We start from the raw sequence: 19,193 nt of genomic DNA on the forward strand, positions 1-19,193 counted from the left end.
GGGCGTCTCTCTGGACGCGGAGTGGAAGGTGGTGTGCAGGGCCCCCAAGAGGCCTGCCGTGCCCCAGCGTAACACCCCCGCGCCTTCACGCGCCGGGGGTGTTCAGAGGACTGGGACGAAATGCGGCGGGGCCGCCCTGAAATTCCCCCGTACAGATCCGGTAGAGGGCCCGGGCCCCAGGCGCAGACAATAGGCGGCATGCCTGCTCTGCCGTACTCGCGCGATTTCATGCTGGAGCGGATGTTCGCCGCCGACGCGGCGTTCGACGGCCTGTTTTACACCGGCGTAACAAGTACCGGCATCTTCTGTCTGCCGTCGTGCCGGGCGCGCAAGCCGCTGCCCGCGCATGTGGCCTTTCATGCCACCCCCGCCCAAGCCCGCGCCGCCGGGCTGCGCGCCTGCCGCCGCTGCCACCCCGAGGCCTTTGGCGCTGGGGTGCCCCCGGAAGAAGCCGCGTTCTGGACTGCCCTGTCCGGGGTGCCAGTGGCCGAGGTGCCGGGTGCGCGCGACCTGGCCCGGCGGCTGGGGGTGGGCCGGGGCGCGCTGCACCGCCTGTGCCGCGACCACCTGCAGCGCCCGCCCGCCGCGTGGCTGGCCCGTGAGCGGGTGCGTCTGGCTGCCGGGCGGCTGCTGGCCGAGCCCGACACCTCGGTGGCCGGGGTGGCGTTCGAGGCAGGCTACGGCAGCCTCTCGGCCTTTGGGGCGCAGTTCCGGCGGGGCATGGGGGTGTCGCCGCAAGCCTTCCGGCAGGGGCTGGCCCAGGGCGGCTGGACGTTGGCCCTGCCCGGCGACTTCCGGGCCCTGGAGGTGCGGCGCGACCTGGGCCGCGACCCACGCAGCCCCACGGCCCAGGTGCAGGGCCAGCGGGTCACGCTGGGCTGGCGCTTGCCCTCCGGGGCGCGCCGCATCACGCTGACCTTTTCGGGCGAGGAGGGCGGCACCGTCACTGTGAGGGCTGAACCGGGCGGCCCTCTGTCCCCTGCCGACGCGCTGGCCCTGCACGATCTGACGTGGCGGGCGCTGGGGCTGAGCGCAGCGGGGGCGGGCCCCCTGCCTGCCCCCCTGCCTACGGCGGCGCTCGCGGTGCCCCCGGGGCTGCGCGTGCCGCTGGTGCCGGACCTCTTTGACGGCCTTGTGTGGGCGGTGGTGGGCCAGCAGGTCACCTTTGCCCATGCCTGCACCCTGCGGCGGCGGCTGGTGGAGCGCTGCGGCGCCCCGCTGGGCGAGGGCCTGTGGGCGCCCCCCACGCCAGAGGCCGTGGCGACGCTGCCCCCGGCCGACCTGCGCGCCCTGGGCCTGACCGGCGCCCGCGCCGACCTGCTGCGGCGACTGGCGGGGCGGGTGGCCCGGCAGGAACTGAACCTGTCGGCCCTGGCCCGGGGGCCAGTGGGCGCGGCGCGGCGCACGCTGCGGGCGGTGCCCGGCATTGGCCCCTGGACCGCCGAATACGTGCTGCTGCGCGTGCTGGGCTTTCCCGATGTGGTCCCGGCCGGGGACGCGGCGCTGGCGGCGGCCCTGCAGTGGGCCCACCAGCTGCCCCGGCGCCCCGATCCCCCGCAGGTGCAGGCCCTCCTGGCCCCGTACGCCCCGCAGCGCAGCGCGGCGGTCTTTTCTCTCTGGCACCACGTTCATCCCAAAGGAGCTGCCCATGACTCTTGAATCCCTCCAGCCCTCGCCTCCGTCCCTGACCGAGACCGCCGCCCGCGCCGAGCAGTTGCGCGCCCTGCATGCCAGCGGCCTCGTGCTGCCCAACGCCTGGGACGCCCTGAGCGCCCGGCTCCTACAGGAAGCAGGGTTTTCCGCCATTGGCACCACCAGCGCGGGGGTGGCCTTTGCCCTGGGCCAGCCCGACGGCCAGGTGCTGCCCCGCGCGGACGGCCTGCAGGCCCTGGCCCGTATGGTGGCAGCGGTGCAGGTGCCCGTCACCGCCGACCTCGAAGCGGGGTACGGCCACTCCCCTGAAGACGTGGCCCAGACGGTCCAGGCTGCCGTGGAGCTGGGGGCGGCGGGCGTGAATCTGGAAGACGCCACCGGGGAGGCCCACGCGCCGCTGTACCCGCTGGCCGCCCAGGTGGCGCGGCTGACCGCTGCCCGCGAGGCGGCGGATGCCCTGGGCGTGCCCCTCTATCTGAACGCCCGCACCGACACCTATTTCACCGCGTTTGGGCAGGACCCGGCCGAGCGGCTGGCCGAAACCATCCGGCGTGGCCGGGCCTATCTGCAGGCCGGCGCTGACAGCGCGTTCGTGCCCGGCGTGATCGACCCGGCCACCGTGCAGGCGCTGCGCGAGGGCATCGGCGGGCCCGTGGCGGTGATGCTGCAGGCTGGTGGGCCGGGCGCCCCAGAGTTGCTGGCGGCCGGGGCCTGCCGGGTCAGCGTGGGGCCGGGGTTGCTGCTGGCCGCGCTGGGGCACCTAGCGCAGCTGGCCCAGACCCTGCGCACCGGGGGCACCTTCACGCCCCCAGCCGCGCTGCCTTTTGCCCAGGTGCAGGGGTGGTTCAGCCCGGCCGCCGTTTCCTGAAGCCCTGCGCCAGCTGGCCGATGTGCCCCGCACGGCCCTCACCCCACACTGGGGCATGGAGTTTTTTGCGCCCGACGGCACGCCTCTGTACGTGAACAGATTGGGCGACGGCCCACCCCTGCTGCTGCTCTCAGGTGGCCCTGGCTGCGTGAACTATCTGCAACCTGTGGCCCACCTGCTGCCCAGCTGGACCTGCCTGCTGCCCGACCCGCGCGGGGTGGGCCAGAGCGGCGGTGGCCCGCACGATCTGAGCACGGCCCTGGCCGACATAGAAGCCCTGCGCCAGACCCTGGGCGCCGCGCAGTGGACCGTGCTGGGCCACTCGTGGGGCGCGGATCTGGGACTGGCCTACGCCCTGGCGCACCCGGAGCGCGTGACCCGGCTGCTGAGCGTGGCCGGCACCGGCATTCAGAATGACCGCGACTGGAAAGCCGCCTACGAGGCCGGGCAAGGGCAGGAGCCGGCCCTGGAGGTCGAGTGGAACCCAGATGTTCACCGCGCCCTGATCACCAGCTGGCGCCAGTTCATCAAGACCCCCGACCTGCTGAGCCGCCTGTCCGTCCTGTCGGTGCCGGTCACGTTCCTGCACATGGAGGCCGATATCCGCCCCGGCTGGCCTGCGCGGCAACTCGCGGCGCTGCTGCCCCGGGGCGAGTGGGCCGAGGTGCCCGGCGCTCCCCACACCGCCTGGCTGACCCACGCCGGCGCCCTGGGGGCAGCGCTGCAAACCGCGCTGGGGGCGCCCGCATGAGGGTCCTGAACATTGAGGTGCCGCCCCAGCTGGCCGCCCGCTGGCGCACGTGGCTGGCCCCGGAGCAGCAGCCCCTGTTCCTGACCGCCGCCGAAGCGCACACCTTCGGCCTGAGCACCGTGCCCAGAGCCGACGACGCCCTGGCCCCGGAAACCCGCGACACCTTCACCGTGTGGGCAGTGGCCCCGCAGGCCGATCAGGTCGTGTGGGTGGACCGGGCGCACTGTGAGGCCCTGCCTCCGGGCCTGCGCCGCGCGCTGCTGCGGGCCCAGGTAAGCCACGGGCGGGGCAATGTGCCGCTGGGCCGCGCCTACGCCGACCTCTGGCCGGGGCTGCCCAGGGGCCGCCTGCTGTGGGCCCCCGAGCACCTCAGCCCCGCCGTGCTGACCCGATGGGCCGAGCGGGATGGGCTGCCCTGCCAGCGGGCGCAGGTGCCCAGCACTGTCTGGGCGGGGGCGGCGGCCCTTTTGCCCGGGGCGCGGGCGCTGGCCGGCACGTTTCCTGAAGGCAGCGCGGGCAACTGCTTTGGCGCGGTGATGGGCGCGGCGGGGGTCCCCGGCGCCGCGCAGACCTGGATGGGCCGCAAGCCCTTCGAGGCGTTCCTGCGGGCGCAGGCGCGGCCCGGTGGGCGCGACGACCAGCCCGGCACGGTGCTGGTGTGGCGTAGCGCAGACGGCCTCGTGCAGCACGCCGCCGTGACCCTGGGCGGCGGCTGGGCCCTGCACAAGCCCGCGCAGACGTGGTGGACGCCCCGGGTGGTGCTGCCGGTGGTGGCCCTCAAGCACTACTCGCGCAGCCGGGGCCAGCGCCTGGAGCGGTGGCGGTTGGTGGGGGCAGAGGAGGTGCGGCATGGACCCCAGAGATGAAGTAGAGCGACGTTTAAAAGAGCCGCCCTATACAGAGCTGCCCCCGTGGCACTGGCAACTGGAACAACTGAACGGCGACCTCTCGCAATACGACCTCCGCATGCTCCTGAGCCTCAAGAACCACTTGGACAATCTATTGAATGGCGCGCTGTATACGCCGCCTGTCAAGGACCTGGCTCCTCTTTGAATTCCGGAAAGGGCGAAGAGGCGCACCCTGTTCCTAAGCCCCCTGGCGGATGCCCGGCGGCAGGCGCCCAGCCCATGATGGGCGCCATGAGCCCCCTGACCCTGCGCGACCTGCGCAAACCCGACGACTTCACTGGTGCCGCCCGCGTGCTCAGTGCCAGCGATCCGGACTGGCCGGTCACCGCCGAGCTGCTGGCGGTGTGGGACGCCGCGCGCGACCCCGGGCTGTACCACACCGTGGTGGTGGCCGAGCAGGACGGGCAACTGGTGGGCCTGGGTCAGGCCGGCCACGACGACTTTGCCTACGAGGACTGGCGCTACTTCGGGGCGGTCACCGTGCACCCGGACGCCCGGGGCCAAGGCGTTGGCCGGGCGCTGTACGACGAACTGCTGGCCCGGCTGCGCGCCCGGGGCGCCCAGGACATCCGCACCATGCTCAGCGACCAGCCGCGCGACGAGGCGGGGCGCGCCTTTCTGGCCCGCCGGGGCTTTACCCGCACCTGGGACCGCTACGAGTCACGCCTGCACACGGGTGAGCTGAACCTGGGTGTTTTCGACGAGCTGCTGACGGGTGTGGCGGCCCAGGGCATCGAACTGCGCTCGATTGCCGACCTCGCTGGCGATGAGCACCGCGACTGGCGGCTCTATGAACTGGACTGGCGCCTCTTTCAGGACGTGCCAATGGGGCAGGCCCTGACCAAGCGGCCCTTTGAGGCGTGGCGCAAACAGGAATTGGACGATCCCACCTTCAGTCACGAGCTGTCCTTTGTGGCCCTGCGTCCGGGCCTGGACGATCCCGAAACCGGCCCCTACGTGGGCTACAGCACCCTGATGAAAGCCCCCGGCGGCTTCTATGTGATTGGCATGACGGGCGTGCGCCGCGAGGACCGGGGCCTGGGCGTGGCCAAGGCGCTGAAAGTGGCGGCCATGCGCGCCCTGCACGCGGCCGGCGGCGGCGAGATCCGCACCTTCAACGACCCGCCCAACAAGGCCATGCTGGGCATGAACCGCGCGCTGGGCTTTCGCCCTGGACCCACCCGCAGCCGGTACGAACTGCACCTGGACCCTGTTACGGGCGAGCGCCGCCCCATCGCCGCTGGGGGCGTGGCATGACCCGCGCCGCCCTGAACGTCACCATCCGCGAGGCCACGGACCACGACCTGCCCGCCCTGGCCGAGCTGCTGAGCGTAGTCAACCCCCGCCATCCCTGGACCGCCGAGCGCCTCGCCCACGACCTGCGCACCCTGCGCGCCGATCCCCTGGGCCTGCATGTGGCGCAGTGGGTGGCCCAGGAAGGTGGCGGCGCGCTGCTGGGCGCCGCTTCGGCGCTGCAGTTTGGCGGCATGTACCACCCGGGGCGCTACCACGCCGAACTGGGCGTGCACCCGGAGGCGCGCGCTCAGGGCATTGGCACCGCGCTGGCCGAGGTACTGGGCACCCACCTGCAGGCCCGGGGTGCCCAGGAGGTGCTGGCCGGCAGCTACGAGGACGAGCCGCAGGGTGTGGCCTTCTTGCAGGCGCGCGGCTTTACCGAGGTCATGCGCTTTTTCGACAACGTGCTGGAGATGGCCGATTTCGACGCCCCCACCTGGGCCCAGGCCGAGGTCCTGCCCCGGGGGCTGCGCCTGCGGTCCCTGGCCGAGCTGCAGGCCGAGCAGGGCCGGGACGCCGCCCTGCGCGCCTACTACGAGGGCTGGGTGGCCGCCCGCGAGGACGTGCCGCGCACCGGAGAAGCCACGCCCGTGCCCTTTGAGCGCTTCTGCCAGCAGCGCCTGGACCGCCCAGAGTTCTTTCCCGAAGGCGTGCTGCTGGCCGTGACCGAGGAGGGCGAGGTGGCGGCCCTGTCGGAACTGTACGGCGACGAGCACCACCCGGGCCGCCTGAACACCGGCCTGACCGGCACCCGGCGCGAGTGGCGGCGGCAGGGGCTGGCCCTGGCGGTCAAGCTGGCCGCGCTGCGGGTCGCCCGCGAACGCGGCGCCCACGAGGTCTGGACGGGCAACGCCACCACGAACGCGCCCATGCTGGCCCTGAACGAGCGCCTGGGCTTTCGCCCGCGCGTGGCCTGGATCGAGATGAAATGGGGCGGGGTATGACCGGCCCGCAGCCGCCCGGGGTGGTCCGGATAGACGTTGGCCCGGTGCAGCCCCACGAGTGGGACGCGGCGGCCCGCGCCTACACCGCCGCGCTGCCCCACGACCCGGTCAGCGGCGCAGAGCTGCGCAGGCGCGACGAGGAGCAGCGGGGCTGGGGCCACCACGCGGGCGTGCTGGTGGCCCGGCAGGGTGAAGAGGTGGTGGGCACCGCCTCGTACTTTCAGAACCCGGGCGCGTACCACCCGGGGCGCTTCACCCTGGAACTGGGCGTGGCCCCGGCGTGGCAGGGGCAGGGGGTGGGCCGCGCCCTCTGGGCGGCCCTGGAGGCGCGGCTCCGTGGGCTCGGCGCCGAATCGGCACGGATTCTGGCGCGGGATGAGCACCCAGTGGCCCCGGGGTTTCTGACCCGCCGGGGCTGGGTGGGCGACAAACGATACTTCTTCAGCGTGCTGGACGTGGCGACGTTCGACGGGGCCCGGTACGTGGGGCTGGCCGAGCGGCTGGCCGCCCAGGGCGTGCGCCTGCATTCCCTGACGGCTCTGCGGGCGGCCAACGAGCCGGACCTTGAGGCGCGCCTGCACACCCTGATGAGCGACGTGCGCCAGGACGTGCCCCGTGCAGAGCCGGCCACGCCCCTGTCGCAGGCGGTGTTTCAGGAGGCGGTGCTGGGCGACCCCGGCCTGCTGCCGGACGGCTATCTGGTGGCCGAGCACGGCGGCACCTTCATTGGGCAGACCACCCTGTTTCGCAGCGAGGCCAGCCCCGACCTGCTGACGGGCCTCACCGGGGTCACGCGGGCGTGGCGCGGCCGTGGGGTGGCGACCCTGCTCAAACTGGAGGCCATTCGCGTGGCCCAGGCCCTGGGCGCGCCCCTGATCCGCACCGACAACGCCAGCGACAACGCGCCTATGCTAGCGATCAACGACCGCCTGGGCTTTATGCGCGAAGGCGGCGCGACGACCTCCTACCTGTACCGGTTCTGAGGGCGGTGACCACATGACTTGGAGGGTTCACCTTCAGGTGATGTGGGGCGAGCGGCGCGAGTCACCGCGACAGACAGCGGTTGGCGTGGAGGGGGTCCTTTTCTCCCCTCTACGGAACGCAAGACCGCTGTGAGGGCGTCGCTGAGGGTAGTGCCGCAGAAGGGCTTTCCTTCCGCCTTCATCGCCCCATCCTCCTGTCATCATGGGCCCGCGAGGCGCCGATGACCGAAACCCACGAGATCGCCCACCCCCCAGACCAGCCGCCTTCTGGCCTGCTGCTGAGTGTGGACTGGGACGCCTTTTCGGGCACCCGGGAACTGGTGTTCGACGCGCCGATCTGGGGCACCCGTGACCGCGAGGAGGACCGGCTGGCCGCCTGGACCGCGCGGGCGCAGCGGCGTGGGGGAGAGGAGGACCCCGCCGCCCCCTGGGCCGCCCTGGACGCCGATTTTCCGCTGTACCCCGGTTGGGAGGCGCTGCGGGCCTACGCGGGGGTGCCCACCTGGCTCACCCTCAGCCACGCAGACGCCTGGGCGTGGCTGCAGCAGTTTCCCGGCCACGCCGTGCTGAATCTGGATTCGCACCACGACCTCGCCAGCTTTTCCGGCGATCCGGAGCGGGTGCGTCCGGGCAACTGGGCGGGGCTGGGGCTGCGCTCGGGGCTCATCCGGCACGTGACCACCCTGTACCCGGACTGGCACGCGGGGCTGCCCGTGGCCGAAGGGTTTGATCTGGGCCGCACCTGGACCGAGGTCTCGCCGCTGCTGCCCGCCGACCTGCATGGCCGCGTCACCCTGACCCGGCAGGCGGCCCCCGGCGCGGGCCTGCCCGACCCGGCCGAGGTGCGGGCGCTGCTGCTGGTGCAGTCCCCAGCCTGGACCAGCCCGGCCCACGACCCGGCGCTGCGCGAACTGGCCGGGGCGCTGCGGGCCCAGGTGCTTGTTCCCCCCCTCTGGCGGTCATGACGGCGCTGGGGGCGGGGGGTACAATGCCCTGACCCTGCAGGCCTTTCCTCTTCTGCCGCCCCGGTCCCCAGGAGCGCCCCCATCGTGATAACCCCTTCCCAAGAGCAAACCCTGCCCACCGCCTATCAGGTGGGGGCGTTCGCCCTGATCGTGCACCGGGGCGCCTACCTGATCACCAGCCCGCGCGAGCCGCTGCTCCCCGGCGGCAGCCACGACCTGCCCGGCTTCATTCTGAATGCCGCCACGGGCGCCAATCCCGTGGAATTGCAGCTGCGCCGCACCATCCGCGAGCAGGTGAGCTTGGCAGTGAGTGACCTGAAACTGGTGGGCTCGCACGCGGCGCGCGGCATGCACGGCGCAGAAGGCGGCATGCGCCTGAACCTGATTTTTGGCACCGAATACTGCGCGGGCATTCTGCAGCCCGACCTGAGAGCAGTCACGGGGGCCACCTGGGTGCCCAGCGAGGACCTGCTGCGCCCCGGCGGCGCCCCGGGTTGGCTGCAGGGCGCGGTGCGCGACTTCGAGGCCATTGCACCCCTCCCGGCCCCCGAGACCCCGGCCCCCACCCCCAAACTGCGCTTCGGCCGCCGCCGGTAGGCTCAACTCGGACTGGAGCAGCGGCGGAACAGACTCGAAGAGCGGGCAGGAACGTAAGCTCTGCCGAGCGTGATGGGTGTATTCCAGTGCTGTACCAGGTGGTGTGCGGAGCAAACGGAACGCCGCACGAGCAAGGGTGCAGACGGTGTCAACCGTTGAGCTGGGGCGACTCCATGAACACGGCGCTTTCCTCTTCCCCCTGTGGGGGTCTCGCCGCGCGGCGCCGCAGAGGAAGGTGAATGAGCCTGACGTCCTAGACGATATTTTCCTCACCGCCGCCGCACCGGCCTTAAACACCGTCCGCACCATTGACAAGGTCGCTTTTGGCCCATATCTGCTACCCTGCGGGGCGGCCCGCGACCTGTTTTGTCGCTGCGGCTGGAGGCACCTATGAACCACTCTCCCGCTCGGGGCCTGCTTGCCCCGCTGCCCCTGCTCTTGATTGCTCTGTACGCGCTGAGCATTCTGCTCGCCAACCTCACGCTGAACAAGTTCATTCCGCTGCCGGTCTACGGGATGCTGAGTGTGGGCACCATCTTCTTCGCCGCCGTATTTACGCTGCGCGACCGTATTCACCGTGCCGGTGGCCTGAACGCGGTGTATGTCGCCATTGGCGTGGCGCTGCTGGTGAACACCGTCGTGGCGCTGCTCACCGGCACGCCGTGGCGCTTTATTGGCGCCAGCTTCCTGGCGATTCTGGTGGGCGAACTGGCCGATACCGCTGTCTACCAGCGCTTTATCCGCCGCAGCTGGTGGACCCGGGTGCTGGCCAGCAACGCCGTCAGCGTGCCCCTGGACTCCATTCTGTTCACCCTGCTGGCGTTCTGGGGCGACATGAGCAGTAACGAGATTGCCCAGATCATCTTCGCTGACATCGTGGCCAAGTACCTGATCGCGGCGCTGTTCGCCTTCCGGCTGCGGCACGCGGCCCGCTCCGCCGCCGCATGAGCGAGCCGGCGCGGGCTGACCGGCTGCGGGTCATCGCCAACGCCCGTCCGGACCTGAGCACCCTGGTTGAGCATGTGTTGCACCTGCCCCCCCTCTGCCCGGCCACCGGCAACCCCGGCCCCGGCAGCACCCTGGCCCTGCGCTACGAGGCTGGCCCGGGGCTGCTGGAACTGTTCAGCCTGGACAGTTATGTGGACGCCTTTATCGGGCACCCGGTGGTGCGCGACATGGAATTTTTCGTGCAGACCGTGGCCCAGGACGCCGCCAACGCGCTGGGCCAGCCGGTGACCGCCCACGCCGACGTGAGCTTCAAGGGCCTGCGCCAGGGCCAGCGGGTCACCGTGACCGCCACGCCGCAGGGGGAAGCCAACCGCTGAAGCCCGCCCCTAGGGCATTTGACATCAAGATGATGTTGGTTCTTGACCCTCTCCCCTCGTGGGAGAGGGCCTCGCGCAGCGAGGGGTGAGGGGGTGCTTTGGTCAACCGCTCTAGGGCCTGTCGCGCGCCGGACGCCTTGAAGAGGGTGTCCGGCGCTTGTTTTAGCGGTCCTCGACCTCCAGGGTGTCCGGGTCGGGGCCGCTGTCCTCGTCTTCATCGAGTTCCAGCGTCAGGGCCGACCAGCGCGCCGGTAGGGTCAGCGTGAGCACGCCGTCCTCGTAGGTGTAGTTCACGGCGCCGTCCACGCGGCGCACATGGCCCAGGCCCGCCACGCGCAGGGTCACGCGCGGCTCGGCGAAGGTGTCGCCCTCCACCTCGCGGCGGATCAGCACCTGGGCCCCGTGGCGCTCGCCCAGCAGCCGGGTCAGGCGCCCGCGCACCGGGCCGTCGCCGCCGTCCTCGTACAGCTGGCTCACGAAGCCGTGGGGGCCGGCGTGCACCAGCCACGTCAGGTCGGCCCAGCGCGCGGTGGTGGTGTGGAGGGCTCCCTGGGTCAGGGCCAGGGCCTCGCCGGCGCGCAGGTACAGGGGCAGCGTGTCCAGCGGCGCCTGGGCGGTCACATACTGTTCGCCCTCGTGGATGGCGCCAAAGCGGCCCAGGTTGAACACCTCGGCCCAGCGGCCAGCGGGCAGATACACCTGCCGCCGCCGCACCCCGCCGCGCAGCACCGGGGCCACCAGCAGGCCCTCGCCCAGCAGGTACTGGCCCTCTTCACGCAGGGCGTCCTCATCGCCGGGGAAGTGCAGGGCCAGCGGGCGCAGCAAGGGCAACCCGGTGCGGGTGGCCGCGTGCGCCAGGGTGTACAGGTGCGGCAGCAGCCGGTAGCGCCGTTCCAGCGCCGCGCCCACCAGGGCCGTGTAGGGTTCGCCAAAGCGCCACGGTTCCTGGTCGGCGGTGCCCAGGGCCGCGTGGTTGCGCACGAACGTATAGCCCAGCGCCGCCTGATACCAGCGCACCAGCAGTTCCCCGGTGCTGTCGCCGCCAAAGCCGCCCACATCCGCCCCCACAAACGGCACGCCGCTCAGGCCCAGGCCGCCCAGCATGGGCAGGCTGAGGGCCAGGTGGCCCCAGCTGGCCGCGTTGTCGCCGGTCCACACCGCCGCCGAGCGCTGAATGCCCGCGTACCCGGCGCGCGTGAGAATCCAGGGCCGGATGCCGGGGCTGAAGCGCGCGTAGCCGGCGCGGCTGGCCTCGTTCATGCCGTTGGCATAGGCGTTGTGCACCTCCAGGTGGGTGCGGGGGCCGTGCCGGGCGTCGTAGGGCAGTGTCTTGCCCTCGGTGGGCTGCGGCTGGCGCAGGGAAAAGCACGCGGGCTCGTTCATGTCGTTCCACTGGCCCTGAATGCCCGCTTCGGCAAAGACGCGGTGGTGCCCCGCCCACCACGCCACCACCTCGGGGCGGGTGAAGTCCGGGAAGACCGCCGGGTCCGGCCAGACCTCGCCCACCAGCACGTCGCCCCGGGCGGTGCGCACCAGATGGTCGCCGCGCACGGCCTCCTCGTAGACCTCGTAGCCCGCTTCCACCTTCACGCCGGGGTCCACGATGGGCACCAGTTTCACGCCCTGGCCCGCCGCCTCTTTCACCAGCGCCCGCAGGTCCGGGAAATTCGCGCGGTTCACCGTCCAGACCTTGTAGGCGTCCATGTAATCAATGTCCACGTACACGCTGTCCAGCGGCAGGCCGCGCTCGCGGTAGCCGGCGATCACGGCGCGCAGGTCGCCCTCGGTGCGGTAGCCCCAGCGGCTCTGCGCGGCGCCCAGGGCCCACAGGGGCGGCATGGGCGCCGTGCCGGTCAGGTCCGCGTAGCGGCGCAGCACGTCGGCGGGGCGGGGCCCGGCAATCACATACAGGTCCAACTCCGGCCCCGCCGAGGCAAAGCGCAGTTCTTCGGGGTGGCTGCGCGCCACGTCCGCTTCCAGGCGCCAGGGCTCGTCCAGGAACAGGCCGTGGGCACGGCCTCCCTGCAGCACCGTGGTGAAGGGAATCGACACGTACAGCGGGTCGGTTTCGAGGTGGTGGGGAAAGCAGTCGGTGTTCCAGAAGGTGAGGTGCTGCCCCCGCTTGTCCAGGGGCCCCACCTTCTCGCCAAAGCCCAGGTAGGCCGCGCCTTCCGGGGCCCCCAGGTGCAGGCGGGTGCGGCGTAGGGCAAAGCGTTCGGCGTCCAGCGCGGGGCGGGGGGCGGGGGCCTCGCCGCTCCAGGCGTGCGCCTGGGCCAGCACCCGCGCCCCCGGGCCGCTGCCACTAAGCACCTGCCACGCGCCCGTCCGGCGGTCCAGCTTCAGCGCCAGCCCCCCGCCGATGATCAGCAGATCGTCGCCGTCCTCAGCGGCGCTAAGACTTACGCCTTCGGGCAGCCCCGGGCGCAGCGCAAAGCTGGGTTTGGGCGCCGGGCGGGGAAACGAGAGCGATCCGGCGCGCGCTTCGGGGATAAGGCGCACGCGCAGCACCCCGGGCAAGGGGGCTGAAACCAGCAGCAGGTCGGTCTCGCCCCACACGCGCACCTGCGTGCCCTGCCGGCCCGGGGCCGGGGCACCCCCCACCTCCACCGCAAATGAACTCAGGCGCATGGCTCAGCGTACCGCCTGAACCTAACCCACCCCCAGGAATTCCACCTGCACGCCGCTTTCATCGGCCGCGCGCCGGGCGCCCTGCAGCAGGGCCTGGGCCCCGGGGCGCAGGGCCCGCTCGGGGCGCTGCCACAGCGCCTGGGCCACCTTGCTGGCGCGGCGCACCACCAGCACCTCGCCGGGCAGCGCCAGCCCCACCGCCGCCAGTAGCGCCTGGGCACTGGGCGGCACCTCCGAGGCGAAATCCAGCGGCACATGGGCGGTCACGCGCTCGCCGGGGCGGCGCAGGCTCACGCGGGCCTCGCCCCCGGCGGCGCGCTGCTCGATCAGCACGTCAGAGCGGGTTTCCGTCAGGCCAGGGGTGCCCAGGCCGCGCCGGGCGTCGTTCGCCAGCAGGTGGGCGGCCTGCATGTGGCGCCGGGTACGCGGGGCGTAGCGCAGGCGCAGGTCCACGCCGCGCGCCTCGGCCTCGTCGCGGACCTCGCGGGCGGCGTCAGCCAGGAACTCCGGCCCCCGGCCCCGCCCCACCGAGGCAATCACGGCCTCGTTGTCGGTGTGCACGGTCAGGGGCTGCCCGGACGGCGCGGCGCGCACCGCTTCAAGCACCGCGCGCACCTCGGCGGCGTTGTTGTCTGGCGCGCGCAGCTGGCCCTGCACCCGGGCAGGCAGCGCGCCCGGCACGATGAGAATCAGGCCCCAGCCGCCCATGCCGCTCAGCCCCTCTTCCGTGGGGACCTCATTCCAGCTTGCATCCACAAACGCCTGATTCACCTGAGCTTTCCACCCCTCGCCGCCCCGCCGGGCTGTGCCTATTCTTCCTGGTTGGCGGCCCCGCGCGCCCTATGGCTTTCTTGATGCCGGGGGCCGCTGGCCAGCGGCCCCCATCAGAGCGCACCCTGAGCCCTGTGCGCATCGGCCAGCCGGTCTAGGCCAGCGGCCCGGGGCCCGGATGGGGAATACTGCCCCCATGAACGTTCTTGAGCTGTACCAGAAGGCCGGCGCCTACCACGAGGGTCACTTTTTGCTGGCCAGCGGGCGCCACAGCCCCAAGTTCCTGCAGAGCACCACCGTGCTGCAGTACCCCCAGTACACCGAGCAGATTGGGCAGGCGCTGGCGCAGGCGGTCAAGGACGCCGGGATTCAGGCGCAGTTCATCATTGGTCCGGCGATGGGCGGGGTGGTGCTGGCCTATGAAACGGCCCGCCACTATGGCACCCGCGCCCTCTTTGCCGAGAAAGACGGGCAGGGCGGCATGAAGATCCGGGAGGCCTTTACGGTGGCGCCCGGGGAAACCTTCGTGGCGGTAGAGGACGTGCTGACCACGGGCGGCAGCGTCCTGAAGGCCGTGCGGGCGGCCGAGGCGGCGGGGGGGCGGTGTGTGGGGATTGCCTGCATTGTGGACCGGCGCAAGGAGGGGGGCGATCTGGGGGGGTATCCGCTGGTGGCGCTGACGCGGCTGGTGTTTGACACGTATGCGCCGGATGAGGTGCCGGCGTGGTTGGCGGCGATTCCGCTGCAGGAGATTTAAGGGGGTGAGGGTGGGGTTTCCTGGCTGGCCCCACCCCCCCAGCCCCCCTACCCCAGAGGGGCAGGGGGGAGCAGACGTTCGCACTGGGCAAGAGTTTCTACTGACGTCGGCTGGGTTGCTCTATCCGTTAACGTGTCCGGCTTCGACGCCATCCTGCGTCCCAGCGCAATGGCCCGCGCGCTTCGCGCACGACGGCCTCGTCTGAACCTGGGCGGTACTGGGGCAAGAGGGCTTGATGCGGCCCAGCAGGTTCTACTTTCAACTTCAAAACACAAAGGCAGAAGGCGAGGGGCGTTTTTGCCCTCGCCTCGCTCTGTCTCCACTCACTACTTCCTACTCACCACTCCCATCTTTCCCTACCCCCCTCCACAACCCACGTCCCACAACCTTCTACTCCCCTTCCTCCGCCCACAGCGCGCGCATTTCCTCGCTGCGTTCGAGCAGTTCGGGGAGGGTGCCTTCGTCGGTCAGGCGGCCAGCTTGCAGCAGCAGAATGCGGTCGGCGCGCAGCAGGGCGGCGCGGCGGTGGCTGACCACGAGGCAGGTGGCGTCGGTGGTGCTCAGGCCCTGCCACAGCTGGGCTTCGGTGCGGGCGTCCAGGGCGCTGGACACGTCATCGAAGACCAGGAGGTCGGCGGGGCGGGCCAGCATACGGGCCACGGCCGCGCGCTGAATCTGGCCGCCGGACAGCTTGACGCCGCGTGCGCCCACCGGGGTGTCCAGGCCGCTTTGCAGGGCGTCCAGGTCGGGCTCCAGCACTGCCAGCTGCACGGCGCGTTCCAGATGGGTGCGGTCGGCGCCGCTGGTGATGTTCTCGGCCAGGGTGTCGGAAAAGAGGCTGGGCAACTGCGCCGTGTAGGCGCTGCGGGGCGGCACCAGGAAGGTGGCGGGATCCTCCACAGCCTCGCCGTTCCAGAACACCTGCCCGCTCTGCGCCGGAATGAGGCCCAGCACGGCGCGCAGCAGGGTGGTCTTGCCGCTGCCGATGCGCCCGGTCACCACCACGAATTCCCCCCGGCGCAGGTGGAAACTGGCCTCCTGAATGCCCAGCCCGCCCGGGTGGGTGGCGGTGAGGTGCTGCACACGCAGTTCCTGCAGGGGCGCGGCGGACCCAGCGGCTGGGGCCGGGGGCGGGTCGCCCTGCAGGTACACCGGGTGGTGGGCCACGATGGTGGTGTCGGGGGCGTCTTGCAGCAGGCGGGTCATGCGGTCGTAGCTGACCCCGGTGCGGCGGTGGCGGGCAATGGCGTCGCCAAAAAAGCCCATGGAGCCGGTCAGGCGCGGCAGCAGGCCGATAAACAGCACGAAGTCCTGAATATCCATCGCGCCGCCGCGCACCTTGTTGGCGCCCAGCAGCAGCACCAGCCCCACAGCGAGGTTCACCATGTTGGTGTTCACGCCCCGGATCAGCTCGGTCAGCAGCACGTCGCGCAGGGCGGCGTGACGCCGGGTTTCGCCCAGGGCCCGCAGGTGCGCCACCATGCGGTCTTCCTGGGCCGCCAGCTTCACAGCGCTCACGGCCCCGAAGGTTTCGCCAATAAAGTCGGTCACGCGGGCGGTGGCCTCGCGCATGCGGCGGCGGTAGCTGCGGATGGTGGGCGACAGGCGCTGCACGAACAGCACCATCAGCAGCAGCGGCGCGCACACCAGCAGGGTAATCAGGGGGTCTACCCGCGCCATCAGGGTGATCGCCACCGCCGAGTACAGCAGGAAGCCCGCGCCGTCCACCCAGACCTCGGTGTAGCCGGCCACGTCGTCCACATCGTCGCGGAAGCGGCTGACCGCCTCGGCGGGGGTATCCGGCAGGCGACGGCTGCGCCGGGCGGTCAGCAGGTAGCCCAGCAGGTTGCGCCGCACCAGGGCGTCCAGGGTGTACCACAGCTCGATCCAGGCACGGAACGCCCCGTAAAAAATGCCAAAGCGGCTGAGGCGCACAAAGGCAAACCAGCCCAGCGCGGTCCACGCCGCTGCAATCGCCGGGTCCAGGGGCTGCCCTGCGCCCTTCAGGTCATCGGCCCGTTCCAGCGCGCCGAACACGCCGCTCACCGCCAGCGTCAACAGCGCGGGCGAGGCGTGGACCATGCCCCACATCAGCAGGTTGAAGGCAAAGAGGCCGGGTCTGTACTTGAACAGCTCTTTGGAGAGCGCGAAGGTGCGTTCGTTGGGCTGGGGGAGGGGGGTGGTGGTCATGCGGGAGCTCCGGGGAGTGGGCAGTGGGCAGTGGTGAGTGGAGAACGGCAGGCGAGAGCAACAGCAGGAGCGGTTTTTCCCGCTTCCCACTTCCTACTGACCACTTCCCCCCTCATGCCAGCACCCCTTCGCCGTCATCCAGCACGCCCGCGCGCAGCAGGGCGGCGTAGTGGCTCTCTGGGGTGCGGGCCAGGGTGTCGCGCTCGCCGTGTTCCAGAATCTCGCCGCCGCCCAGCACCAGAATCCGGTCGGCGCGCGCCACGGTGTCCAGGCGGTGGGCGATGATGATGGCGGTGCGCCCAGACAGCAGGCGGGTCATGGCGGCCGTCAGCAGGGCCTCGGTGGCGGGGTCCAGGCGGCTGCTGGGCTCATCCAGAATGATTAGGCTGGGGTCGCGCAGCAGCACGCGGGCAAAGGCCAGCAGTTGCGCCTCGCCCGCCGAGAGGCTGCCGGTGGGCAGGGGCGTGCGCACGCCTTCTTCCAGCCGGTCCAGCCACGTCCCCAGGCCCACCTCGCGCAGCGCAGCTTCCACAGCGTCATCACCCACTTGCGGGTCAAAGAAACTCAGGTTGTCGCGCACGCTGGCCTGAAACAGCTGCACGTCCTGCGTGACCACGGCCACGCGGCGGCGCAGGTCCTGCAGGGGCGTGTGGGTCACGTTCACGCCGCCCAGGCGAATCTCGCCCTCGGTGGCGTCGTACAGGCGGGAGACCAGGCGGGTGAGGGTGGTCTTGCCGCTGCCGGTGCGGCCCAGCAGGCCCAGGGTCTGGCCAGCGGGCAGGTGCAGCGACACGTCCCGCAGCACTGGGCGGCTGGCCGGGTCTTCGGGGGTGTAAGAAAAGGTGACGTGATCAAAGTCCAGCGCCAGGGGTCCGGGGGGTAGCGGCGTAGCGCCGCCCACCACGGCACTCTTCAGGGCCAGCAGTTCGGACACGCGCCCCAGGCTGGCTCCGGCCTTTTGCAGGTCCTGCAGCTGCTGGGTCAGCTGGTCAATGGGTTCTTCCACCAGTGTCATGTACTGGTACATCAGAAAGGCGGTGCCCAATGAGATGGCCCCGGCGGCGTACAGGCCCACAGCGGCGGTCAGCACGCCCACATAGCCAATGGCGAAGAGCAGCATGCTCAGCTGCCACACCACGCTCCGGCGCCGCCAGGAGGTAATGGAGCGGGTGAAAAAGGTGCGCTGCGTCTGTAAAAAGCGCCGCAGGTGGTGTTCGCCGGCCCCTAGGCTGCGAATATCGTCTAGGCCCGAGAGGCGCTCTTCCACGAAACCGAACAGCCGGGCGCTGGCTTCGCGCTCCAAGCGGGTGGGTTCCACGCCCAGTTTGCGCACCCGGTTCATGGCGCCCAGCGTCACCAGCGTGAACAGGGCCACCCCCAGGCCCACCCGCCAGTCCTCGCGGAAGAACATGATCAGGGCGCCCGTCAGCAGCAGGGCCGCGCCAAAGACCCGCACCGCGAACTGCGAGAAGAAGTTGCTCAGGGCCGTCACGTCGCCGTCAATGCGCTCGATCATCTCGCCGGGGGTGCGTTCCTTGTGCTCGCGCATGTCCAGTGACAGCAGGTGCGCCATCAGGTCCGCGCGCAGGCGGTTGGTGGCGGTCCAGCCCACCCGGGCGCCCACGTAGGTGGCTCCGGCGGTCATCAGCTGCACGCCCACGGCCAGCACGAGATACAGCCCCGCCAGCCGCACCAGCAGCCCCACATCGGCCCCGGCGCCCAGCTTGGCGCTGTCCACGAAGCGGCGCAGCAGCTGGGGCAGCAGCAGGTTCAGTGCCGTGCCGGTCAGTAGCAGGGCGGCCAGGGCGGCCACCTGCCACTTGAGGGGGCCCAGGTAGGTGCCCAGGACGGCCAGGGCGCGGCTGGACCGTTCGGGTGGGGGCGAGGGGGCGGGGGAGGGCGGGGTCATGGGGTCAGGCTAGGGGGCGGGGGGTGGGGGGCGCATCTGCCGAGTGGCGCATGGGGGTTGAGGTGGGGTTCATGCGGGGGGATGGGGGATGACGTTTTCTGGCTTGCCCCACCCCCCCAGCCCCCCTACCCCAGAGGGGCAGGGGGGAGCAGACGTTCGCACTGGGCAAGAGTTTTTACTGGAGTCGGCTGGGTTTCTCCATTCGTTGACGTGTCCGGCTTCGACGCCATCCTCCGCCCCATCGCAATGGCCCGCGCCCTTCGGGCACGACGGCCTCGTCTGGACCTGGGCGGTAGGGGGGCAAGAAGGCGTGGTGCGGCCCAGCAGGTTTTACTTTGAACGGCAAAAGCAGCTCTGGCTTCTGCTGCTGTTCAAAGTAGAACCTCGTGTCCTAAGCGTGCCCACCCTTCACCCCTGCGGGGTGAGCAACGGAAGCCGTCGTGCGCGCAGCGCGCGGGCGTCTGGCGATGGACGGAGGTAGACCACGGCGTACGACACGGGGCGAAGACAAGCCACCCCGAACCGCCAGTCAACGTTTGCCGAGCGCAGCGGAAAACTCCCCCCTGCCCCTCCGGGGTAGGGGGGCTGGGGGGGTGGGGCAACGCCGGCAAACGAACTCGCCCAAACAGAAAGCCCCCCTCACCCTTT

At 71.3% G+C, this 19,193-nt stretch carries 17 protein-coding genes; 13 read left to right on the plus strand and 4 right to left on the minus strand.

Annotated elements, in window-relative coordinates:
* Positions 1–198: 198 nt before the first annotated feature.
* The 12 genes from KMW22_RS12180 to KMW22_RS12235 all read left to right on the plus strand — a co-directional run bounded on the left by KMW22_RS12180 (position 199) and on the right by KMW22_RS12235 (position 10,290).
* Positions 199–1,659 carry a DNA-3-methyladenine glycosylase 2 gene (locus tag KMW22_RS12180; protein WP_221090316.1) on the plus strand — a complete coding sequence of 487 codons (1,461 nt, stop codon included), beginning with the start codon at positions 199–201 and terminating at the stop codon, positions 1,657–1,659.
* Positions 1,649–2,521 carry an isocitrate lyase/PEP mutase family protein gene (locus KMW22_RS12185; protein WP_221090317.1) on the plus strand — a complete coding sequence of 291 codons (873 nt, stop codon included), beginning with the start codon at positions 1,649–1,651 and terminating at the stop codon, positions 2,519–2,521. Before KMW22_RS12180 ends, KMW22_RS12185 begins: the two co-directional genes overlap by 11 nt.
* A 55-nt stretch (positions 2,522–2,576) precedes the next feature.
* Entirely contained in the window at positions 2,577–3,272 is a 696-nt protein-coding gene (locus KMW22_RS12190; protein ID WP_221090318.1) for an alpha/beta fold hydrolase, read from the plus strand.
* Entirely contained in the window at positions 3,269–4,138 is an 870-nt protein-coding gene (locus KMW22_RS12195; RefSeq protein WP_221090319.1) for a hypothetical protein, read from the plus strand. The genes KMW22_RS12190 and KMW22_RS12195 overlap by 4 nt, the downstream gene beginning before the upstream one ends.
* Positions 4,122–4,325, plus strand: coding sequence for a hypothetical protein (locus KMW22_RS12200; RefSeq protein WP_221090320.1), 204 nt, complete (start codon positions 4,122–4,124; stop codon positions 4,323–4,325). The genes KMW22_RS12195 and KMW22_RS12200 overlap by 17 nt, the downstream gene beginning before the upstream one ends.
* An 86-nt stretch (positions 4,326–4,411) precedes the next feature.
* Positions 4,412–5,437: a GNAT family N-acetyltransferase gene (locus tag KMW22_RS12205; RefSeq protein WP_221090321.1), complete on the plus strand. Its 1,026-nt coding sequence runs from the start codon at positions 4,412–4,414 to the stop codon at positions 5,435–5,437.
* A complete protein-coding gene (locus tag KMW22_RS12210; RefSeq protein ID WP_221090322.1) occupies positions 5,434–6,420 on the plus strand; it encodes a GNAT family N-acetyltransferase in 987 nt (328 codons plus the stop codon). Before KMW22_RS12205 ends, KMW22_RS12210 begins: the two co-directional genes overlap by 4 nt.
* Complete coding sequence (locus KMW22_RS12215) at positions 6,417–7,403, plus strand: GNAT family N-acetyltransferase (RefSeq protein ID WP_221090323.1); 987 nt, start codon at positions 6,417–6,419, stop codon at positions 7,401–7,403. The genes KMW22_RS12210 and KMW22_RS12215 overlap by 4 nt, the downstream gene beginning before the upstream one ends.
* 272 nt (positions 7,404–7,675) lie before the next feature.
* Entirely contained in the window at positions 7,676–8,368 is a 693-nt protein-coding gene (locus tag KMW22_RS12220; protein ID WP_221090339.1) for an arginase, read from the plus strand.
* A gap of 84 nt (positions 8,369–8,452) precedes the next feature.
* A complete protein-coding gene (locus tag KMW22_RS12225; RefSeq protein WP_221090324.1) occupies positions 8,453–8,965 on the plus strand; it encodes a hypothetical protein in 513 nt (170 codons plus the stop codon).
* A 390-nt stretch (positions 8,966–9,355) separates the two neighbouring features.
* Positions 9,356–9,913, plus strand: a complete 558-nt coding sequence (locus tag KMW22_RS12230; RefSeq protein ID WP_221090325.1) for a VUT family protein — start codon at positions 9,356–9,358, stop codon at positions 9,911–9,913.
* Positions 9,910–10,290, plus strand: coding sequence for a hypothetical protein (locus KMW22_RS12235; protein WP_221090326.1), 381 nt, complete (start codon positions 9,910–9,912; stop codon positions 10,288–10,290). Before KMW22_RS12230 ends, KMW22_RS12235 begins: the two co-directional genes overlap by 4 nt.
* A gap of 162 nt (positions 10,291–10,452) precedes the next feature.
* On the opposite strand, the gene KMW22_RS12240 is transcribed toward KMW22_RS12235, so the two are convergent.
* Positions 10,453–12,918: a glycoside hydrolase family 31 protein gene (locus KMW22_RS12240; protein ID WP_221090327.1), complete on the minus strand. Its 2,466-nt coding sequence runs from the start codon at positions 12,916–12,918 to the stop codon at positions 10,453–10,455.
* Positions 12,919–12,939: 21 nt separating this feature from the next.
* Entirely contained in the window at positions 12,940–13,689 is a 750-nt protein-coding gene (locus KMW22_RS12245; RefSeq protein ID WP_221090328.1) for a ribonuclease H, read from the minus strand.
* Positions 13,690–13,885: 196 nt separating this feature from the next.
* On the opposite strand from KMW22_RS12245, the gene pyrE reads away from it, so the two are divergent.
* Positions 13,886–14,446, plus strand: coding sequence for an orotate phosphoribosyltransferase (pyrE, locus tag KMW22_RS12250; RefSeq protein ID WP_221090329.1), 561 nt, complete (start codon positions 13,886–13,888; stop codon positions 14,444–14,446).
* Positions 14,447–14,836: 390 nt separating this feature from the next.
* Here the strand turns inward: pyrE and KMW22_RS12255 are convergent, their stop codons facing one another.
* Positions 14,837–16,636, minus strand: coding sequence for an ATP-binding cassette domain-containing protein (locus KMW22_RS12255; protein ID WP_221090330.1), 1,800 nt, complete (start codon positions 16,634–16,636; stop codon positions 14,837–14,839).
* Positions 16,637–16,748: 112 nt separating this feature from the next.
* Positions 16,749–18,545 carry an ABC transporter ATP-binding protein gene (locus tag KMW22_RS12260; RefSeq protein ID WP_221090331.1) on the minus strand — a complete coding sequence of 599 codons (1,797 nt, stop codon included), beginning with the start codon at positions 18,543–18,545 and terminating at the stop codon, positions 16,749–16,751.
* Between the last annotated feature and the right edge of the window lie 648 nt (positions 18,546–19,193).

It is taken from the genome of Deinococcus aquaedulcis, assembly GCF_019693445.1.
Lineage (GTDB): Bacteria > Deinococcota > Deinococci > Deinococcales > Deinococcaceae > Deinococcus > Deinococcus aquaedulcis.

Bases quoted from the DNA above. Each gene is read 5' to 3' on its own strand.
- KMW22_RS12240 (WP_221090327.1), bottom strand. From the start codon at position 12,918: ATGCGCCTGAGTTCATTTGCGGTGGAGGTGGGGGGTGCCCCGGCCCCG.
- KMW22_RS12185 (WP_221090317.1), top strand. From the start codon at position 1,649: ATGACTCTTGAATCCCTCCAGCCCTCGCCTCCGTCCCTGACCGAGACC.
- KMW22_RS12260 (WP_221090331.1), bottom strand. From the start codon at position 18,545: ATGACCCCGCCCTCCCCCGCCCCCTCGCCCCCACCCGAACGGTCCAGC.
- KMW22_RS12180 (WP_221090316.1), top strand. From the start codon at position 199: ATGCCTGCTCTGCCGTACTCGCGCGATTTCATGCTGGAGCGGATGTTC.
- KMW22_RS12195 (WP_221090319.1), top strand. From the start codon at position 3,269: ATGAGGGTCCTGAACATTGAGGTGCCGCCCCAGCTGGCCGCCCGCTGG.
- KMW22_RS12255 (WP_221090330.1), bottom strand. From the start codon at position 16,636: ATGACCACCACCCCCCTCCCCCAGCCCAACGAACGCACCTTCGCGCTC.
- KMW22_RS12205 (WP_221090321.1), top strand. From the start codon at position 4,412: ATGAGCCCCCTGACCCTGCGCGACCTGCGCAAACCCGACGACTTCACT.
- KMW22_RS12200 (WP_221090320.1), top strand. From the start codon at position 4,122: ATGGACCCCAGAGATGAAGTAGAGCGACGTTTAAAAGAGCCGCCCTAT.
- KMW22_RS12230 (WP_221090325.1), top strand. From the start codon at position 9,356: ATGAACCACTCTCCCGCTCGGGGCCTGCTTGCCCCGCTGCCCCTGCTC.
- KMW22_RS12190 (WP_221090318.1), top strand. From the start codon at position 2,577: ATGGAGTTTTTTGCGCCCGACGGCACGCCTCTGTACGTGAACAGATTG.
- KMW22_RS12235 (WP_221090326.1), top strand. From the start codon at position 9,910: ATGAGCGAGCCGGCGCGGGCTGACCGGCTGCGGGTCATCGCCAACGCC.
- pyrE (WP_221090329.1), top strand. From the start codon at position 13,886: ATGAACGTTCTTGAGCTGTACCAGAAGGCCGGCGCCTACCACGAGGGT.
- KMW22_RS12215 (WP_221090323.1), top strand. From the start codon at position 6,417: ATGACCGGCCCGCAGCCGCCCGGGGTGGTCCGGATAGACGTTGGCCCG.
- KMW22_RS12210 (WP_221090322.1), top strand. From the start codon at position 5,434: ATGACCCGCGCCGCCCTGAACGTCACCATCCGCGAGGCCACGGACCAC.